This window comes from Candidatus Dedyshia acidiphila (genome assembly GCF_051025295.1).
In the GTDB taxonomy this organism is placed as follows: Bacteria; Acidobacteriota; Terriglobia; order Terriglobales; family Acidobacteriaceae; genus KBS-83.
In genome coordinates this window covers 32,090-49,561 of sequence record NZ_JBMGJV010000035.1, presented here as the reverse complement: position 1 = coordinate 49,561, position 17,472 = coordinate 32,090, and the positions used below count along the sequence as shown (strand labels likewise).

Annotated in this window: 17 protein-coding genes; 5 read left to right on the top strand and 12 right to left on the bottom strand. The window is 65.6% G+C overall.

All coding sequences use genetic code 11. From position 1 onward, the window contains the following. The coding region (locus tag AC5IJH_RS14060) for a hypothetical protein (protein ID WP_491903454.1) at nucleotides 1–764 on the top strand (764 nt) is incomplete at its 5' end. Here AC5IJH_RS14060 and AC5IJH_RS14055 read toward each other — a convergent pair. The 5 genes from AC5IJH_RS14055 to AC5IJH_RS14035 are packed head-to-tail and all read right to left on the bottom strand — an operon-like array spanning nucleotide 739 to nucleotide 4,192. Beyond that, the gene (locus AC5IJH_RS14055; protein ID WP_491903453.1) at nucleotides 739–1,788 is read right to left on the bottom strand and encodes a serine/threonine-protein kinase; all 1,050 of its coding nucleotides are present in this window, start codon (nucleotides 1,786–1,788) and stop codon (nucleotides 739–741) included. The genes AC5IJH_RS14060 and AC5IJH_RS14055 overlap by 26 nt on opposite strands. Further along, the gene (locus AC5IJH_RS14050; protein ID WP_491903452.1) at nucleotides 1,785–2,354 is read right to left on the bottom strand and encodes a sigma-70 family RNA polymerase sigma factor; all 570 of its coding nucleotides are present in this window, start codon (nucleotides 2,352–2,354) and stop codon (nucleotides 1,785–1,787) included. The genes AC5IJH_RS14055 and AC5IJH_RS14050 overlap by 4 nt, the downstream gene beginning before the upstream one ends. 42 nt (nucleotides 2,355–2,396) lie before the next feature. Further along, nucleotides 2,397–3,431, bottom strand: a complete 1,035-nt coding sequence (locus tag AC5IJH_RS14045) for a PrsW family glutamic-type intramembrane protease (RefSeq protein ID WP_491903456.1) — start codon at nucleotides 3,429–3,431, stop codon at nucleotides 2,397–2,399. Further along, nucleotides 3,431–3,856: an ATP-binding protein gene (locus AC5IJH_RS14040; RefSeq protein WP_491903451.1), complete on the bottom strand. Its 426-nt coding sequence runs from the start codon at nucleotides 3,854–3,856 to the stop codon at nucleotides 3,431–3,433. The genes AC5IJH_RS14045 and AC5IJH_RS14040 overlap by 1 nt, the downstream gene beginning before the upstream one ends. Nucleotides 3,857–3,859: 3 nt before the next feature. Next, nucleotides 3,860–4,192: an STAS domain-containing protein gene (locus AC5IJH_RS14035; RefSeq protein WP_491903450.1), complete on the bottom strand. Its 333-nt coding sequence runs from the start codon at nucleotides 4,190–4,192 to the stop codon at nucleotides 3,860–3,862. A gap of 113 nt (nucleotides 4,193–4,305) precedes the next feature. Here AC5IJH_RS14035 and AC5IJH_RS14030 point away from each other — a divergent pair, with 113 nt between their 5' ends. After that, complete coding sequence (locus tag AC5IJH_RS14030) at nucleotides 4,306–5,493, top strand: BaiN/RdsA family NAD(P)/FAD-dependent oxidoreductase (protein ID WP_491903449.1); 1,188 nt, start codon at nucleotides 4,306–4,308, stop codon at nucleotides 5,491–5,493. 6 nt (nucleotides 5,494–5,499) lie between these two features. On the opposite strand, the gene zwf is transcribed toward AC5IJH_RS14030, so the two are convergent. Continuing rightward, on the bottom strand, nucleotides 5,500–6,867 hold the full coding sequence (zwf, locus tag AC5IJH_RS14025; protein WP_491903448.1) for a glucose-6-phosphate dehydrogenase: 1,368 nt from the start codon (nucleotides 6,865–6,867) through the stop codon (nucleotides 5,500–5,502). Between the two features lie 180 nt (nucleotides 6,868–7,047). On the opposite strand from zwf, the gene AC5IJH_RS14020 reads away from it, so the two are divergent. Continuing rightward, nucleotides 7,048–8,208: a glycosyltransferase gene (locus AC5IJH_RS14020; protein ID WP_491903447.1), complete on the top strand. Its 1,161-nt coding sequence runs from the start codon at nucleotides 7,048–7,050 to the stop codon at nucleotides 8,206–8,208. Between the two features lie 12 nt (nucleotides 8,209–8,220). Here the strand turns inward: AC5IJH_RS14020 and AC5IJH_RS14015 are convergent, their stop codons facing one another. The 3 genes from AC5IJH_RS14015 to AC5IJH_RS14005 form a co-directional block, all read right to left on the bottom strand. Further along, nucleotides 8,221–10,476 (bottom strand): prolyl oligopeptidase family serine peptidase, encoded by a 2,256-nt coding sequence (locus tag AC5IJH_RS14015; RefSeq protein ID WP_491903446.1) that lies wholly within the window; start codon nucleotides 10,474–10,476, stop codon nucleotides 8,221–8,223. A 126-nt stretch (nucleotides 10,477–10,602) separates the two neighbouring features. Then, a complete protein-coding gene (locus tag AC5IJH_RS14010) occupies nucleotides 10,603–11,106 on the bottom strand; it encodes a hypothetical protein (RefSeq protein ID WP_491903445.1) in 504 nt (167 codons plus the stop codon). A 14-nt stretch (nucleotides 11,107–11,120) separates the two neighbouring features. Next, complete coding sequence (locus AC5IJH_RS14005; RefSeq protein WP_491903444.1) at nucleotides 11,121–11,672, bottom strand: opioid growth factor receptor-related protein; 552 nt, start codon at nucleotides 11,670–11,672, stop codon at nucleotides 11,121–11,123. 152 nt (nucleotides 11,673–11,824) lie between these two features. Between AC5IJH_RS14005 and murJ the strand changes: the two genes are divergently transcribed. Further along, nucleotides 11,825–13,432, top strand: a complete 1,608-nt coding sequence (murJ, locus tag AC5IJH_RS14000) for a murein biosynthesis integral membrane protein MurJ (RefSeq protein WP_491903443.1) — start codon at nucleotides 11,825–11,827, stop codon at nucleotides 13,430–13,432. 77 nt (nucleotides 13,433–13,509) lie between these two features. Here the strand turns inward: murJ and AC5IJH_RS13995 are convergent, their stop codons facing one another. Beyond that, nucleotides 13,510–14,013 carry a bactofilin family protein gene (locus AC5IJH_RS13995; protein WP_491903442.1) on the bottom strand — a complete coding sequence of 168 codons (504 nt, stop codon included), beginning with the start codon at nucleotides 14,011–14,013 and terminating at the stop codon, nucleotides 13,510–13,512. Between the two features lie 320 nt (nucleotides 14,014–14,333). On the opposite strand from AC5IJH_RS13995, the gene AC5IJH_RS13990 reads away from it, so the two are divergent. After that, a complete protein-coding gene (locus AC5IJH_RS13990) occupies nucleotides 14,334–16,847 on the top strand; it encodes a ribonuclease R family protein (protein WP_491903441.1) in 2,514 nt (837 codons plus the stop codon). Between the two features lie 13 nt (nucleotides 16,848–16,860). On the opposite strand, the gene AC5IJH_RS13985 is transcribed toward AC5IJH_RS13990, so the two are convergent. Next, a complete protein-coding gene (locus AC5IJH_RS13985; protein ID WP_491903440.1) occupies nucleotides 16,861–17,172 on the bottom strand; it encodes a hypothetical protein in 312 nt (103 codons plus the stop codon). Further along, a complete protein-coding gene (locus AC5IJH_RS13980) occupies nucleotides 17,169–17,468 on the bottom strand; it encodes a hypothetical protein (RefSeq protein ID WP_491903439.1) in 300 nt (99 codons plus the stop codon). Before AC5IJH_RS13980 ends, AC5IJH_RS13985 begins: the two co-directional genes overlap by 4 nt. Nucleotides 17,469–17,472: the final 4 nt, after the last annotated feature.

Below are 17,472 nucleotides of genomic sequence, written 5' to 3'. Positions count from 1 at the left end.
AAAAAAAGAAGACCTTCATTCACGATTCGGAGCGCAACCTCGACCTGATCATGCGCCTGTCCGCCTACTCCGGCCTGGACCGGTTGCCGGACTATCAGAATGTGACCGCCTCCCACACTCGATTCGTTCGAGGCACGGGAGGCCTGGCTTACTCGAATCTGCAGAAGTCGCTCGGCGCCATTGAAGACGAAAGCGGCACGGAATGGGGTGTGAACGGGCAGGTGAATGACACGTTTCCCGCCGTCTTTCCGCGCCTGTGGGGCGAATACAACCGCGGCTTCCTGTTGCCGCTCAGGAACTCTTCACTGTGGGTCCGCTCGTCCGCCGGAAGAGCGTTCGGCGATGCGAACGATCCGTTCGCAAACTTCTACTTCGGCGCGTTCGGGAACAACTGGGTGGACAAGGGCAACTTCAGCCGCTATCGCGAGTACGACAGCTTTCCCGGCGTGCACATCGATCAGATCGGCGCGAAGAGCTTCGTGAAATCGCAGGCCGAGTGGGATGTCACCCCGATACACTTCCGCGATCTGGGAAACACAAAGCTCTATTGCAACTGGGCAAGGCTCGCGTTGTTCGCTGGTGGACTAGGCACGAATCCGGCTGGCGATCAGCGCACAGGCTATGGGGACGCAGGCGCGCAGATCGATGTACGGATGGTGCTGTTCTCGCAGGTGAAGTCGACCTTCTCCACCGGATTTGCCGCAGCGCACGACCGCCCCGGGCATACCGGCACCGAGTTCATGGTTTCGCTGAAAATCTACTGAACACCTCACACGCTTCAGTTGCCGAAGGCCGCAGCCCCGGCTCGCGGTCGAGCATGCGCAGGATCAGCGCATCGATCTCCGCCGGCACGCCAACGCGCAGAGTCGACGGTGCGGGCACCACGCGGCATTCGATCGCTTCGAAGACTTCGAGCGGTGTCTCACCCGCAAACGGATGCCGCCCTGCCCACAGCTCATAGAGCAACAAGCCCATCGAATACACGTCCGAGGCGCTGCTCGCCCGTTCGCCACGGAAGATCTCCGGCGACATATACAGCAGCGTGCCGGAGAGTGTGCCCGAGATGGTGCCGGAGGCGCCGATGGCATCGGGCTCAATGCGCGCCGGCCCGGCGAGCCGCGCCAGTCCGAAGTCGAGAATCTTCAGCACGCCATCGCTGCCGAGCATGATGTTTTCCGGCTTGATATCGCGGTGAAGAATGCCGGCCTCATGCGCCGCAGCGAGCGCGCCCGTGGCCTGTCTTCCCCAATCCATCCAATCCGCGCTCCCGACCGCGCGGGTGCTCATCAACTCGCGAAAGGTCGGGCCGTCCACCCACTCCATCGCGATGAACAACCCAGCCGGCGAGTCTCCGGATTCGCACACGGCAATCATGTTCGGATGATGCAACGCTGACGCGGCGCGCGCCTCTGTTTCGAACCGATCGACAGCCTGCGGGCTCAGCACGAGGTGGCGGCGAAGAATCTTCAGCGCAATCGGCAGCCCGGAAGGATCACGCGCCAGGTAGACCTCGCCCATGCCGCCGGTCGTGACCAGCGACTCCACCTTGTACTTGCCCACGTGCTGACCAGCGGTGAGCGCAGCGGGCTGATGATCCAGCAGATCAGCCGCGAGATGTGCCGGCGGCGCTGCGAAGACGCCCTCGTCTTCCGTGGTGAGAAGCGATTCGACCTCCGCCCGAATGGGCGCGCTAGCCGCGGCGAGCAGGGCGCGACGTTCCTCCGCGGGGAGATCGACAGTGGTGTGGAACAGCCGCTCGATCTCTTTCCACTCGGCCTGCGAGTTCATGCGTCGCTGCCGTTCATCTCGCGCATCAGCCAGGTGCGCGCCAGCCGGAAATCGCGGTTGACCGTCACGATCGAGACGCCCAGCGCCTCGGCAGTCTCCTCGATGCTGAGGCCGCCGAAGTAGCGCATCTCGATCACGCGGCTCTTGCGTGCATCGACGACCTGCAATCGTTCGAGCGCTTCGTGCAGCGCGACGACCTCTGCGGCCTCCTGGTGCACAGCGAGCTGGACATCATCGATCGACAGCTTGATCTTTCCGCTGCCGCGTTTTTCGGTCAGCCGGCTCATCGCGTGGTTGACCAGGATCTGCCGCATAGCCGTGCAGGCGACGGCGAAGAAGTGGCAGCGATTCTGGTAGGAGGCGTTCTCTGCGCCGGCCAGCCGCAGGTAGGCCTCGTTGATCAGCGCCGTGGGCTGCAGCGTGTTGCCCGGCTGCTGCCCGCTCCATGCGCGCCGCGCCATGCGATGCAGTTCCTTATAAACGAGTGGCATCAGCTCGTGCAGCGCCGTCTGGTCGCCTTTGCCCCAGGCAGCCAGCAGGCTCGTGACTTCGCCTTGAGTGTTCATCGTCCTGACCCCGCAACCGATGATTCGCCGCTGTCTTACGACTTAGCGGAGCCCCTGGCCCAGGCGATGCATCTCCCACAGATCGCGCGGCGTCTGCGAGAGCAGTGGACGGATGGCCAGCATACCCGTGGCCCCGATACTTTTCTCCAAATACTTCAACTCCGTGAACAGGCTCTCCAGATCGGGATCCGGCTCCACGTCCAGGCCCGCCTCACGCAGCAGCAGATCGCTCTTGGCGCGCATGCTCAACTCCGTCGTCAACTGCAGAAGCGACAGCATGTCACCCCGCAGCGCCGGCGGAAACGCCTCCTGCAGCGACAGGAGATAGGCACCGATGCGCGTGTGCTGAAACTCGTCAGACTCGATCATGCCGAGCATATCGATGTCCTGGTCCAGCTTGCCGCCCATCCAGCGCCGCAGGGACTGTTCGCTGAAGTAGAACACCAGGACAAGGATGAGCGGCACACCCAGCAACGCCATCACCATGGAGAGGACCGGCGATCCGAGGCTCTGATTGAAGGATGCGTGCAGCAGGATCGCGGCAAGCACGCCGGGCGCGAACAGGCGCACTCCGCGCCACTGTCCACTCTCCAGCAGATAGGCGGAGAGCGTTGCGCCGAGCGCCGCGACGCCGCCATGCATCACCGCCGTGCCGAAGCCGCGCAGGATCCAGAGCGCGGGTCCTCTGCCGGCCAGCAGGTGCATGTAGGAGAGATTTTCTACCAGCGCGAAGCCTGCCCCTATGGAGAAGCCGCAGATCGCCGAGTCGGCCATGAACGCGGCCCGCGCCGTCGCGATCAGGAAGATCCAGGGGACAGCCTTGGCGCACTCTTCCACGGCCGGCGCGCCGAACCAGGCGTACTGATCCTGAAATGCCGGGAAGTGCTGAAAGAAGAACGTATTGATCGGGAAGCAAAGCAGCGCTGCCAGTCCGCCCGCGCCCAGCGTGACAAGCACCGTGCGCCACGAAACCAGCTTGTAGCTATCCAGCGCGCGCAGTGCGATCAGGAAGAGCAGCACCGGCGCCAGAGCCAACGCAAGCCGCAGCACATCACCGCTCTGCGCCGACGCGTGCATCACGGCTTCGCCGAAATGCCGAAGCTGAGGCGATTGGCGTCGTGCTCGCGCCGATAACTCAGCGAGCTCGCAAATTTTCGCAACAGGAAGATGCCCAGCCCACCCACGGGCCGGTGCGCCAGGTCGAGCGTGAGGTCAGGCGGGCTGGCCGCCAGCGGATCGAACGCCACGCCCTGATCGCTGAACTCCATCACCAGCTCTCCTGGCCCGCGGACAAGGTAGCTGACCGTGACCTCGCCCGGTGCGCCCGCTGGGTACGCATGACGCGCGACGTTCATCAGAACCTCTTCAACGAGCAGGTCCAGTTGGCGCGCCTGTGTCTCGGGCAGTTGCGCTTCGCCGGCACCTTCGCGGGCGAACGCCGTGACGGGGCCCAGTGATTCAGCCCTCGCCGGGATGGTCATCGTGTTCGAGAGGCTTGGCAAGGCTCAGCCTTCCAGGAGCGCCGATTCGAGTGTGTCGTGCACGGGGAAGACCTGGTTCAGGCGGGTGATTTCGAACAATTGCCGCACCAGGCCAGTCAGACGGCAGACGCGGAGATCGCCGCCTTTGCCACGCAGCTTCTTCGCGATCTTGACGAGAGAGCCGAGCCCCATGCTGCTTACGTAGGTGACATCGCCCAGGTCGATGACGAGGCGGTGGAACCCCTCGGCGATGCAGGCATCGCACTGCTCTTCAAAGCGCGCTGCACTTTCCGCATCCATGCGACCAGTTACACGGAGGACTACCTTCTCGCCGGCCTGGATGCGTTCGATGATCACGATGAGTTAGGGTGCCCTACGCGGCGGGGCGCGTCAATCGTTGTCCTGCAGATGAATGAAGTGGAGTGAGCGCAGGCGTCCGGTCCGAGCGCGGATAATAGCCTCAGCCACCCATGACGGAGAGCTCGACGAAGGACCGGGAAAGCTGTGACGTGCTGGTGCTCGGCGCGGGCGCCGCGGGTCTGATGGCCGCCTTCACGGCGGGGCAGCGCGGCCTCCGTGTCATTGTTCTCGACCACGCGGACCGCGTCGGGCGCAAGATCTTGATCTCCGGCGGCGGCCGCTGCAACTTCACCAACCTGCACTGCACGGCGGAAAACTTCCTCTCCGCCAATCCGCACTTCGCCCGCTCTGCGCTGGCGCGCTACACCCCGCGCGACTTCATTGCGCTGGTAGAGCGGCACTGCATTCCGTACCACGAGAAGACGCTGGGCCAGTTGTTCTGCGACCGCTCCGCGCGCGACATCGTCGCGCTGCTCGAAGCCGAGTGCCGCGATGGCCATGTTCGCATCCTGCTCGAGCAGCGGATCGCCAGCGTCGCCCGCGGCGATCGGTTCGTGGTGCAGACGGAGAGTGCAGCCTACGCGGCCCGCACGTTGATCGTCGCCACCGGCGGACTCTCGATCCCGAAGATCGGCGCGACCGAGCTGGCCTACCGCATCGCGCGGCAGTTCGACATCGCCATCGAGCCCTGCCGTCCTGCCCTCGTGCCGCTCACCTGGGACGCGGAGGACAGCGCGCGCTACGCAGACCTGACCGGACTCTCTACCGAAGTGGTCGTCTCGCGCGGACGAACGCACTTCCGCGAGAAGCTCCTGTTCACGCATCGCGGTCTCAGCGGGCCCGCCGTGCTGCAGATCTCTTCGTATTGGCAGCCAGGAGAGTCGGTGGCGATCGACCTGGCGCCGGGCCACGACTGTACGGCGCCGCTGCGCGCGCGGCCTGCCGGTCGCGACGTGGCTGCATTGCGCACTGCGCTGAAGGCGGCACTGCCGCAGCGGCTGGCAGACCGCTGGGCCGACCTGCATACGCCCGCGGGATGGAGCAACAGCGCGCTTGCCGAGGCCGAAACCGCGCTGCATGCCTGGCACGTGACGCCCGGCGGCACGGAAGGCTACGCTAAGGCGGAGGTGACGGCGGGCGGCATCGCTACGAAAGAGCTGAGTGCGCAGACGCTGGAGAGCCGGCGCGTGCCCGGGCTGTTCTTCGTCGGGGAAGCGGTCGACGTAACAGGCCACCTCGGCGGTCACAATTTCCAGTGGGCCTGGGCTTCGGGCGTTGCCGCAGGCCAAGCGGTTTAAAGAACACTAGCTCGGGTTGAGCCAGCCGCCATCTTTCTCTGTCATCGCGTCGGCCTCGGCCGGTCCCCAGCTGCCGGGCTTGTACGGATGCACCGGCGGCATGTTCTTCAGCAGCGGATCGAGAATGCGCCACGCGTCTTCCACGTAGTCCACACGCGCGAAGCGCTGCTGATTGCCCATGATTGCGTCTGCAAGCAGCTCTTCGTACGGCAGAATGTCTTCCGGGCTGGCATGCTGTGTTGCCAGCATTTCTACCGGCGCGCCACGCGGCACCTCGCCCGGCTGGCGCACGAAGACGCCAAGCCCGATCGCGAGATCCGGGCTCACGCGGAAGCGCACGTAGTTCGGCGGGGGCGTGCCGAAGTTGAAGATCGCCGGCGGCTGGCGCAAGCGCGCCACGACCTCGGTCGCTGTGACGGGCAGTGACTTGCCGGTCCGGATGTAGAACGGCACATCCTTCCATCGCCAGCTGTTGATGCACACCTTAAGCGCGACGTACGTCTCCACGCGCGAGTTGGGCTTTACGCCCGGTTCATCGAGGTAGCCCTCCACCTGCCCGAGCACCACTTCCTTCGGCTCCAGGCACTGCACACCGCGCAGCACCTTGCTGCGCTCATCGCGGATCGCCTCAGCTCCGGTGCCGACTGGCGGCTCCATCGCAACGTTGCTCAGCAACTGCATCAGGTGATTCTGCAGCACGTCGCGGATTGCACCCGTCTCGTCGTAGAACCCGCCGCGCCCCTGGATCCCGAAGCTCTCCGACATCGTGATCTGCACGCTCTCGACATACTGACGATTCCAGATCGGCTCGATGAACGCGTTGGTGAAGCGGAAGAAGATCAGGTTCTGCACGGCATTCTTGCCGAGATAGTGATCGATGCGGAAGACGTCCTTCTCGTCGAACACCTGGTGCACCACGCGGTTCAGTTCCACCGCCGAGTCGAGGTCGTGACCGAACGGCTTCTCAATCACCACGCGCGCGCCATCGGCGCAGCCTGACTGCTTCAACTGCTCGAGCACGCGGGCGAAGAGACTCGGCGGGATCGCAAGGTAATGGATCGGATGCTTTGCCCCGTCCAGTTGCTTGCGCACCTGCTGAAACGTCGCGATGTCGGCGTAGTCGCCGTCCACGTAGCGCAGCAGTCCCATCAGCTTCTCGAAGCCTACAGGGTCGATGCCGCCATGCGTCTCCAGGCTCTTGCGGGCGCGCGCCTTCAGGTCATCGAGCGTCCAGCCGGACTTGGCCACGCCGATCACCGGCCCCTTCAACTTGTCGCGCTTGGCCAGCCGCTGCAGCGAAGGAAAGATCTGCTTATAGGCCAGATCCCCCGTCGCACCAAAAAACACCAGGGCATCGGACATTGGTTGCGCCACGTTCTCTCCTCATCCCGCTCGTTCAATGGGCAGGTTTCGTGCGAGCCTGCCGCTTACCATAATGCCATCGGCGGATCGATGCTCCGATGAACGCGAAGTGCCACGCCGGCAGCCGCGGGTCCAATCCCCGGGTACAATCGTGGGAGCCTCCGCACCGTTTCCACTCATCACACCCCTTCGATGCGCATCCTGCATGTCATCTCTTCGCTGCGCGCCGCTCTCGGCGGTCCCACAGAGGTGGTGCGCACCCTGTCCGCCGTGCTCCTGCGTGACGGACATTCGGTAGAGGCCGTCACCCTCGACGCGCCCACCGATGAAGAGATCCACCGCTTCCCCATCCCTGTGCATGCACTCGGTCCGGCGCGCGGCAGCTATGGCTACACGCCGGCGTTGCTGCCGTGGCTACAGCGTGAGCGCGGCCGCTTCGATGCGGTGCTGGTCCATGGGCTATGGCAATACTCCGGGTTCGCTGCGTGGCGGGCCTTCGCGGGCACCTCGACGCCGTACTACGTCTATCCGCACGGCATGCTGGACCCGTGGTTCAAACGGCGCTTTCCGCTGAAGCACCTGAAGAAATGGCTCTACTGGCCGTGGGGCGAGTACCGCGTGCTGCGCGATGCGCGCGCCGTGCTCTTCACCTGCCAGGAGGAGGCGCGCCTCGCCCCGGAGTCGTTCGCGCTCTATCGCGCACACAGCGTGATCACCGGGCTGGGCACCACCATGCCGCCATCGGGCGATGCGGAAGCCTTCTTCGCGCAGTTCCCCTCGTTGCGCGGACACCGCCTCATGCTCTTCATGGGCCGACTGCACCCGAAGAAGGGCTGCGACCTGCTGCTCGATGCGTATGCGTCCGTGCTGGGCGGCAACCCGGATTGGCGGCTGGTCTTTGCCGGGCCCGACGAAGTCGGCTTTCAGCGCGAGTTGATGGACACGGCGACAGCCCGCGGCATCGCCGATCGTGTGGTCTACACCGGGCTGCTGCGCGACGCGGCAAAGTGGGGCGCCTTTGCGGCAGCCGAAGTCTTTGCGCTGCCCTCGCACCAGGAGAACTTCGGCATCGCTGTCGCGGAGTCGCTGGCCTGTGGCGTGCCGGTGCTGATCTCGAATGCAGTGAATATCTGGCGCGAGGTGGACGCCGCGCACGCCGGCCTCGTCGAGCCTGACACGCGCGAAGGCACCGCACGGCTGCTGCAACGCTGGCTCGCCCTCACGCCGGAAGAGCAGGCCGCCATGCGGCACAATGCGCGCGCCTGCTTCGAAGAGCAGTTCAACATCGAACAGAGCGTGCGCCGGCTGCTTGCCCTGCTCGAAACACCGGCTGCCGTACTCACGACCAGCTAGGCTCCCTCTGCCCTAGCGCAGGCCCGTCTCGTTCCACAGAAACGAAAGAATGTCGGTCTCATCCTGAATCTGCTGCGTTGCAGAGACACCCGCGCTGTGACCACCGATGGTGCTGTAGTGCAGTACGACCGGTCGATCACTGCCCGTGGCCTCCTGCATGCGCGCGGTCATCTTGCGTGCGTGCAGCGGATCGACGCGTGTGTCGCTGTCGCCGGTGAAGAACAGAATGGCGGGGTACTTCGTGCCCGCCTTCACGTTCTGGTACGGCGAGTAGGCACGGATGTACGAGTAGTCCTTCTCGTTCTCCGCCGAGCCGTACTCCGTGGTCCACAGGCGCCCGAACAGGAAGTTCTGGTAGCGCAGCATGTCGAGCAGCGGATACGCGCACACAATCGCGCCGTAGAGTTCCGGATGCTGCGTCATGGCCGCGCCCATCAGCAGGCCACCGTTCGACGCGCCCTCAATTGCGAAGTGCGCCGGGTCGGTATACTTCTGATCGATCAGGTAGTGTGTCGCGGCAAAGAAGTCGTCGAACACGTTCTGCTTGTGCTCGAACATGCCGGCCTTGTGCCAGTCCTCGCCGTACTCGCCGCCGCCGCGCAGATTGGGAACCGCGACCCAGCCGCCCTGCTCGATCCACCACGCGTACACCGGGTTCCATGCAGGCGTGATGGAGACATTGAAGCCGCCGTACGCCGTCATCAGCAGCGGCGTCTTGCCACTGTGCGCCATGCCCCGCTTGCCCGTGATGAACATCGGGACGCGCGTGCCGTCCTTCGACGTGAAGAAGACCTGCGTCACCTCGTAGCGCTCCGGATGGAAGGGCATCTTCGGCTGCGCGAACACGGTGGTGCTGTTCGTGTCCGCCATGTAGCGATAGACCGTTGGCGGCACATTGTAGGACTGGAAGCTATAGAAGCCCTCGTTGTCGAGCGGCCGGCCGTACGGCAGACTGGCGCTGCCAATGCCCGGCAGCCGCACCTCGCCCAGCGGGTGGCCATCGAGCGAATAGTAGCGAATCTGGGTCTTTACATCGGCCAGGCGCTCAACAAACAAGCGGCTGCCAAGCACCGTCGCATTCTGGATCGGCGCCTTGTCTTCCGGAACGACCGTCTGCCACTCCTTCGGAGACGTTTTCGTATCAGCGCGAAGAATGCGTCCGCGCGGCGCATCCATGTCGGTCCGCACCAGGAAGTCGTCCGTGCCCGTGTCGATCAGGCTGAAGCGGTTGTCGATCCCGTAGACCAGCGGCTCCACCGCCGTCTCTGGGCGGCGCAGATCCATCAGCAGGATGTCTTCCCGGCGCGCCGGTACGCCGCGCGAGATGCTGACCATGAGCCAGTGCTGGTTGTCCGAGATCCCCACATCGATCAGGTCGAGTTCACCGAGCTGCTCGCCCTTGTACTGCCTGCCGAAGATCACCTTGTCCGCCGACTGCGGCGTGCCGAACGCGTGATACTCGAGCAGCGTGCCTTCGTGCTGGAAGACCGTGTAGTACAGCCCCTTTTTATCCGGGCTGATCTGCGTGCTCATGTAACGCGCACTGCTCAGCACATCGGGCAGATCGTGCCGTGCGGACACGTCGAGCACGTGAATCGCCTGCTCGTCCGCGCCACCCTGCCGGACCCCGTAGACCAGCAGGCTGCCGTCCTGGCTGATGTCCACGATGTTGACCGACGTATTCGCATCCCCCAGCCGAGCCGCATCCACCAGCCGCTCATCGGCGCCGTTCACGCCCTTGCGCATGTAAAGCGAAGCCTGATTCTCGGCTGCGCCGCGCTTGTGGAAGAAGTACAGATCGCCGCGCTTCGTCGGCGCACCGTAAGTCTCCACCTTGACCAGCTTGGCGAGCTCATCCTGAATCTGAGGACGAACCGTCACCTGGCGCAGGTAGGCGTCGGTGTACTGATTCTGCGAGTCGATCCAGGCGCGCGTCTCTGGAGCCCGCTGCTTTTCGAGCCAGCGGTAGTCATCCGTCACGCTCTCGCCATGCAGAGTCTCCATCACCGGATGCTTCGGCGTATCGGGTGGTGGCGGCAGGTTCACGCCGTTGCCGCCATGCACAGTCGCGGCCGGCGAGTGCTCACCCGGCAGCGGGACGATGTTGTTCGTGCTGTTTCCCACGCCCTGGTTGGCCTCCTCACCGCCGTGACGATTCGCGACCGTACCCAGGTGCGATGGCGTCTGTTGCTGCTGTTGTGGCTGTGGCTGCGGCGACTGCGCGCACGCAACGCCCACGATCCCGGCACAGCACATCCAACCCGCCACACGAGCTCTCCGGCCATACCCCATCGTTGACCCTCCCTCACAGCCACTGTCTCGAACCGAACAGTGGTTATACCTGAAAGTGCGCGCTGTGCAAGCGTGGATGCGTCGAAGCGAACGGGAGGCCTGTCACGCAGCGCGCTGCGACCAGAGTTGCCAGACGATCCGCAGCACCAGCATCGCCCGCGCGGACCATGCCGCGGTGCGGATCCAGTTGGTCGCGACTAGGCGGCGCACGGCTGCAGGGTCATAGCCGGCCTGCAGTTGCTGATGCAGCGGCACCTGGACAAGGAACGTCGACAGCCAAATCACCGCGAGCAGCGCAACACCCCACGCCGCTTCGCCGCGCGTGATGCCCACGGGCCGCAGCCGCGTGCTCAGCAGCAGCACAGCAGTCCCCAGTTCCACGCACATCAGCGGGCCCACGATCCACCCTGTGCGATTCGCATGCTGCGCCTCGTACGCAGCGAAGCCATCCTGCCCCACGGCTGCGAACAGCGGATAGTGCACGACCTGCACGAACCAGATAATGCCCGCCATCGCGAGCGTGGTGGCCACCTGCAGCAACAGGTTGAACGCGGCCGCGGACGGCGTCACGACGGTAAGGCCGAGCTCAGAGGCGAGTGTCTTCATCGAGCGAGACCGGCTCAGCGAAACGCGTCGAGTGGTTCCGTCGCCGCGCGCCGCCAGTACGCCACTGTCTCATCCGCAATGCTGTGCCGGCCAGCGGCGCTTTCCGTCTCGTGAAGTCTGCGGAGCGCCGCCCACAGTGCCTGCGCCTCGGCCTCGCAGCCCAGCACGCGGAGCGAGCGCAGCATGCGCGTCAGCCGCAGATGGTTGTGATCGCCCGGCGTGAGCCAGCGGCTCGCGGTAGTTTGAAACTCCGGCCCGGGCACGACTTCTTCGCCGTCCAGCACGAGGCCGTAGAACGCCAGCATGCGCCGCCACGCAGCATGCAGCCGGGCCTGTGCCTCGGGTGAAGCCCGCAGAGCCGCAATACTCGCCGGCGTCAGCACCGGCGCCCAGGGGTTGGCGCCGCTCCGCTCCGGCAGCGGAAAGAGCCACTGAATGTAATCGTGCACCGCTTCAAGTTGCGCATCGGGCCAGCAAACAATCCCGTCAAGCGTGCGGCCCGCGTCATCCGGCTCCCCAGCGAAGAAGCGCACAAGCTTGTCTCGCGTCGGTTCAGTCACAGCCATAGCCAGCTAGAAGCCTCGCAACGCAGAACCGTTGCCGCGACCCTGCCTCTGCACTCCCGCGCACCCACGCCTGGCCGATAAGCTGAGACGAGCCCATGCCCCCACCCTCTACCCCCGAGAGCGCGCCCGCCCCGAACGCTCCAGCACCGAACATGCCAGCCCCACCGCCGGCGCAACACGGCCGCGCCGCAGCGCTTGCCGTCGCGACCGGCATCCTGCTCTCGAAGCTGATCGGTCTGATCCGCGAGCGCATCTTCGCGCACTACTTCGGCAACTCGATGGCTGCCGACGCGTTCAAGGCAGCCTTCCGCATTCCGAACATGCTGCAGAACCTGTTCGGCGAGGGCGTGCTCTCCGCATCGTTCATCCCGGTGTACGCGCGGCTCGATGCCGAGGGCCGTCACGACGAGGCGACCCGCACCGCGACGGCCATCCTCGGACTGCTCATGCTGGTCGGCTCCGTGCTGGTGCTGGGTGGTGTGCTGCTGGCGCCGCTGCTGATCGACATCATCGTTCCCGGCTTTCACGGCGCGACGCGCCTGCTCGCCATCCAGCTCGTCCGCATCCTGTTTCCCGGTGCCGCGCTGCTGGTGCTCTCCGCGTGGTGCCTGGGCATTCTCAACAGCCATCGCCGCTTCTTCCTCTCCTACGCCGCGCCGGTGATCTGGAACGTCGCGATGATCGCGACGCTCGTCGGCCAGGGACATCGCCTGCTGGCGCGCGGCATCACGGACACGGCGATCGCCGAGCCGCGGCTCGCCATCGCGCTCGGCATCGGTTCGGTGATCGGCTCCGCGCTGCAGTTCCTCATCCAGGTGCCGACGGTGTGGCGCTTGCTGCGACCGGTACGCCTCGCGGCCACCTTCCGCTCCGAACATGTGCGCACCATTGTCCGCAATTTCTTCCCCGTCTTCATCAGCCGTGGCGTGGTGCAGTTGAGCGCGTTCGTCGACCAGATGCTCGCCAGCCTGCTGCCCGTGGGTGCGGTGTCCGCGCTCAGCTACGCGCAGACGATCAATCAGCTTCCCGTGTCGCTGTTCGGCATGGCCGTCTCCGCGGCAGAGCTGCCCGCCATGTCTGCCGCGCTCGGCTCCGCGGAGGAGATCGCGGCCAAGCTGCGCGCGCGGCTGACAGCCGGACTCGCGCAGATCGCGTGGTTCGTCGTGCCCTCGGCTGTGGCATTCGTCATTCTCGGCGACGTGGTCGTTGCGGCCATCTACCGCTCCGGCCACTTCCACGCGAACGACGTTGTGTACGTGTGGAGCGCGCTCGCCGGCTCCGGCATCGGCCTGCTCGCCGGCACGTCGGGCCGGCTTTACTCGTCCACCTTCTACGCCCTGCGCGACACGCGCACACCGCTGCGCTTCGCCGTGATCCGCGTCGCGCTGACGTTGGCGCTCGGCTACCTGTTCTCGTTGCCGCTGCCACGGCTGCTGCATCTCGATCCACGCTGGGGCGTCGCCGGGCTGACGCTCTCCGCAGGCATGGCCGCCTGGGTCGAGTACGCGCTGCTGCGCCGCAGTCTGCATGGGCGCATCGGTGCCGTCGCGTCCAAGGGCAGCCGCGTCCTGCGCCTCTGGCTGGGAGCCATCGCCGCCGCCGCGCTCTGCTGGCTGCTGCACCGCCACCTGCATCTGCACAGCGCTATCCTGACGGCGGCGCTGGTCCTGCTGCCCTACCTGGCGCTCTACGTCGCGTTCACCGTGCTGCTGCGCGTGCCGATCCCCGGCAGCCTGATGCGCCGTCTGCGTCGCGGCTGAGGACGCTCCCGAAGGACACGCGACAAACAGAAGGCCCCGCACCGAGATGCGGGGCCTTTCTGTGTCCTTGACTCGAACTAGACCGTGACTGGCTTCGCGGCCTCGGCGGACTGCTTGTCCTGGCTACCGGGCTTGCGGATGTCGATGCCGCCCTTGAAGAAGGCGCCGTCTTCGATCGAGATGCGCTGCGCGATCACGTCACCGGTCAGCGAACCTTCGCTGCGGATGTCCACGCGGTCGCTTGCGTTGATGTTGCCGCGCACCTTGCCGAGCACCACAACCTCACGGGCGGAGATGTTCGCCGCCACCTGGCCGTTGCGGCCCACGGTGACGCGGTTGCCGGGCAGGTTGATTGCACCTTCCACCTTGCCGTCGATGTAGAGGGACTCGGAACCAGTGACTTCACCCTTCACCACCAGGCTCTTGCCGATGGTCGCCTGGTCGGCCGCAGCCGCCTGGGCAGAGGGTGCAGCAGGGCGCGCCGCCGCGGGCTCAAATCCGCCAGCTGCAGGCGTGGCCGGACGGTTCGGCTCATTGTTGGGGGACTGGGGCGTGCTGCCGGGCTGATTGGGTTTCCACATCGCTTCGGTGTTTCCTTTCAAAAAGACTGCGAAATATGCTGTGCCTGTTGGCCCCGCGGGAGTCTGGCGCCCGCCTCGTGTACTGGCCATCTCCAATTAAGACCGAATGACAGTGTCCGATCACGTACCGGACCGGCTGCGCTCCCCGCGGGAGACGCGAACACCCCGTCCTTCATTGGCCTTTGACTGCATCTTACTCACCTCTCCAGCAAAATTGCATCCCCAGTCAACAAAGATTTCCCGCGTTCTTGCACCTTAGTGGTACCCGCAAGCCCGCTTCGGCAAAGGCTCAACACGTCGCGCGATACCATCGAATCATCATGGTTTCGGACCGCGATCTGCTCGCCCGCATCGGCCGTTCCGCCGGCGGACGAGCCGGGTACAAGCAACTGGTCCACGAGCTCGGCATGGGCGGCGGGCGCGAGCGGCGTTTGCTGTTGGAACAACTAGCCCGCCTGACCGCACGCGGCGCGCTGGTGAAGGCCGACCGCGACCACTGGTCCCTACCCGGCGCGGCAGCCACGCGCAGCAACCTCATCGCCGGCCGGCTCGACCTCCACCGCGATGGCTTCGGCTTCGTCCGCCCGCAGGGTGTCACCTCGAAGGACGACGACATCTTCATCCCGCCGGGCGAGATCGGCAGCGCCATGCAGGGCGATCTCGTCCTCGTCGAACTGCTGCCGCCGCGCACCTTCGGCCCGAACGCAGGCAAGCGCGCCGGCCGCATCGTGCAGATTGCGCACCGCCGCAACCCAACCGTGGTCGGCCGCTTCGAGCGCGCCCGCAGCGATCGCGCCCAGGGCAACTACGTCGTGCCCTTCGACGAGCGCATGACCCAGCCGATCCTGATCCCCTTCGGCGACGAGGTGCCGCTGCTCGACGCGGAAGAGACGCCGCACCGCGTGCTCGGCGACGAAGCACGCAGCGTGCACTCGGTCGAGGACCTCGACGGCCTGGTCGTCGATGTCGAAATCACCGAGTGGCCCACGCTCAACAAGCCGGCGCGCGGCCGCATCCTCGAAGTGCTCGGCGATCCGGATGACTTCGGCGTCGATGTCGAGATCATCATCCGCAAGCACCACATCCCGCACCTCTTTCCCGAGGCGGTGCTCGAGAATGCGCGCGCAGTCGCCCACCTTGAGCCGGCGATCGTTCGTGAGCGGCGCGATTTCCGCGATCTGCCCATCGTCACCATCGACGGCGAGACCGCCCGCGACTTCGACGATGCCGTGCTGGTCAAAGAGCACGCCGACGGCTACGAACTGCAGGTCCACATCGCAGACGTGGCCCAGTACGTCACCCCGGGCTCTCCGCTCGACCTCGAAGCCCGGCTGCGCGGCACCTCCGTCTACTTTCCCGACCGCGCCGTCCCCATGCTGCCTCAGGAGCTCTCGACCGACATCTGCAGCCTGCGCCCCCACGAGGAGCGGCTGGTCCTCTCCTGCATCATGCAGCTTGACCGCAAAGGTGCCGTGCTCAGCTACGAAGTCTGCGAGGGCGTCATCCGCTCCGCCCGGCGCATGACCTACACGCAGGTGCACCAGGTGCTCTCCGGCGATGAGGCCGTCCGCGCAGAGTTTGCGCCGCTCGTGCCGGAGTTCGAGCGCATGCTCACGCTGGCGAAGATCCTGAACCAGAAGCGCGACGAACGCGGCTCCATCGACTTCGACCTGCCCGAGCCCATCATCGACTTCAACGACCAGGGCGAGATGCAGGGCATCCTGCGCTCGGATCGCAACTGGGCGCATCGCCTGATCGAAGAGTTCATGCTCTCGGCTAACGAGTGTGTCGCCGACTGGCACACCCGCGTCACGCCTTCCATCTATCGCATCCACGAGAAGCCAGAAGCGCGCCGCGTCATCGACTTCGAAGAGACCGCCGCGCACTTCGGCTACTCGCTCGGGCTGGGCGCGCTGCCGGTCAAGAAGGTGCAGTTCAAGAGCGAGCGGCGCGAGTTCCGCGCGCAGAACGCGCGCAACCGTGGTCACCAGCAGCACGCGCCAAAGCAGCACGAGGTCGCGCAGGAGATACCGGTCACGCCCAGGATGTACCAGCGGCTGGCACAAAAGATCGCCGGCAAGCCGGAGGAGCGCATCCTGGCGCACCTGATGCTGCGCTCGCTCAAGCAGGCCCGCTACTCGGAGAAGAACGAGGGCCATTTTGCGCTCGCGACGTCGCATTACACGCACTTCACGTCGCCAATCCGGCGCTACCCGGACCTGATCGTGCACCGCATCTCGAAGGCGCTGCTCGCGGCCGGCGTCTCGGGCGACGTTGACCTGACAGCGAAGACGCAGGTCACCGCTCCGGTGGTCTCGCCACCGCTCGCGGAGGACGATCTAGCTGCAATCGCACGCGAATCGAGCGACAACGAGCGCCGCGCCGCCGAGGCCGAACGCGAGCTGGTCGAGTGGAAGAAGGTCAAGTTCATGCAGCACCGCATCGGCGAAGACTTCGACGCGATGGTGATGAACGCGGCCAAGTACGGACTCTTCATCGAGCTGACCAACCTGTTCATCGACGGGCTGGTGCCGATCGACAGCCTGCACGACGACCTCTACACCTATCGCGAGAACACGCGGCAGGTGATCGGCAGCCGCAGCGGGCGGCGCTTCTCGATCGGCGACCGCCTGCGCGTGATCCTCGACCGGGTGGACGAGGTCGAGCGGCGGCTGCAGTTCTCTGTCCTCGAAGCAGCTGATTCGGGGTCCGGACGTCCTGCCCGGAAGGCCAAGCGCAAGCCCGAACCGGCGCGCAACGCCGCAGCGGCGGCAAAGGCAACCAGCCGGAAGGTGCGCGGCAAGAAGCAGGGCCGCAAGGGCAAGCGCCGCTAGCGGTCGCTACGAACTAGCCGCGGGCCCCGTCAGGGGCATTGTCCGGCGCCTGGCGCAGGTTGCCGATCAGCCAGACGATGCTACCCCACGCCAGCACGTTGATCGCGATGATGACCAGCGGAATCAGCAGCTTGTACTCGAAGTTGCGCGCTTCCAGGCCGCCCGTCAGCCAGTGCATCACCTGCCAGCCGGGAAACAGCAGGACCTGCGAGAGCGTGCGCGCCGCCTCGACGTGATAGAGCGGGGGCACCCGCGCGATCAGCTCATAAATCAGGCAGGGCACGCCGAGCCATGCGGCATAGCGGCAGCCCTGTTTGTAGGTCATGGCTGCGGCGTGCTGCCGTTCGTGCGCTCGACCGGGGCGGACTCGCCGCTCTCGGTGGCCTCATCGTCCAGCCCCAGCCGGGTCTCGATCCGGACCGGACCCTTGCCGCGCTCGGCATTGCGACGCTGCTGCCGCATGTTGGCGAAGAACAACGCCGCACGCAGCAGCAGGATGCCGAGCAGGACGGCGACCATCCCCCAGCTACTGCGGCCGCCCCGCGCCAGCAGCCAGAAAACAAACCCCAGCACGACCACGACAAAGAGGCCGAACGTAACGCTGCTGCCCCTGCTTCCCATGCCC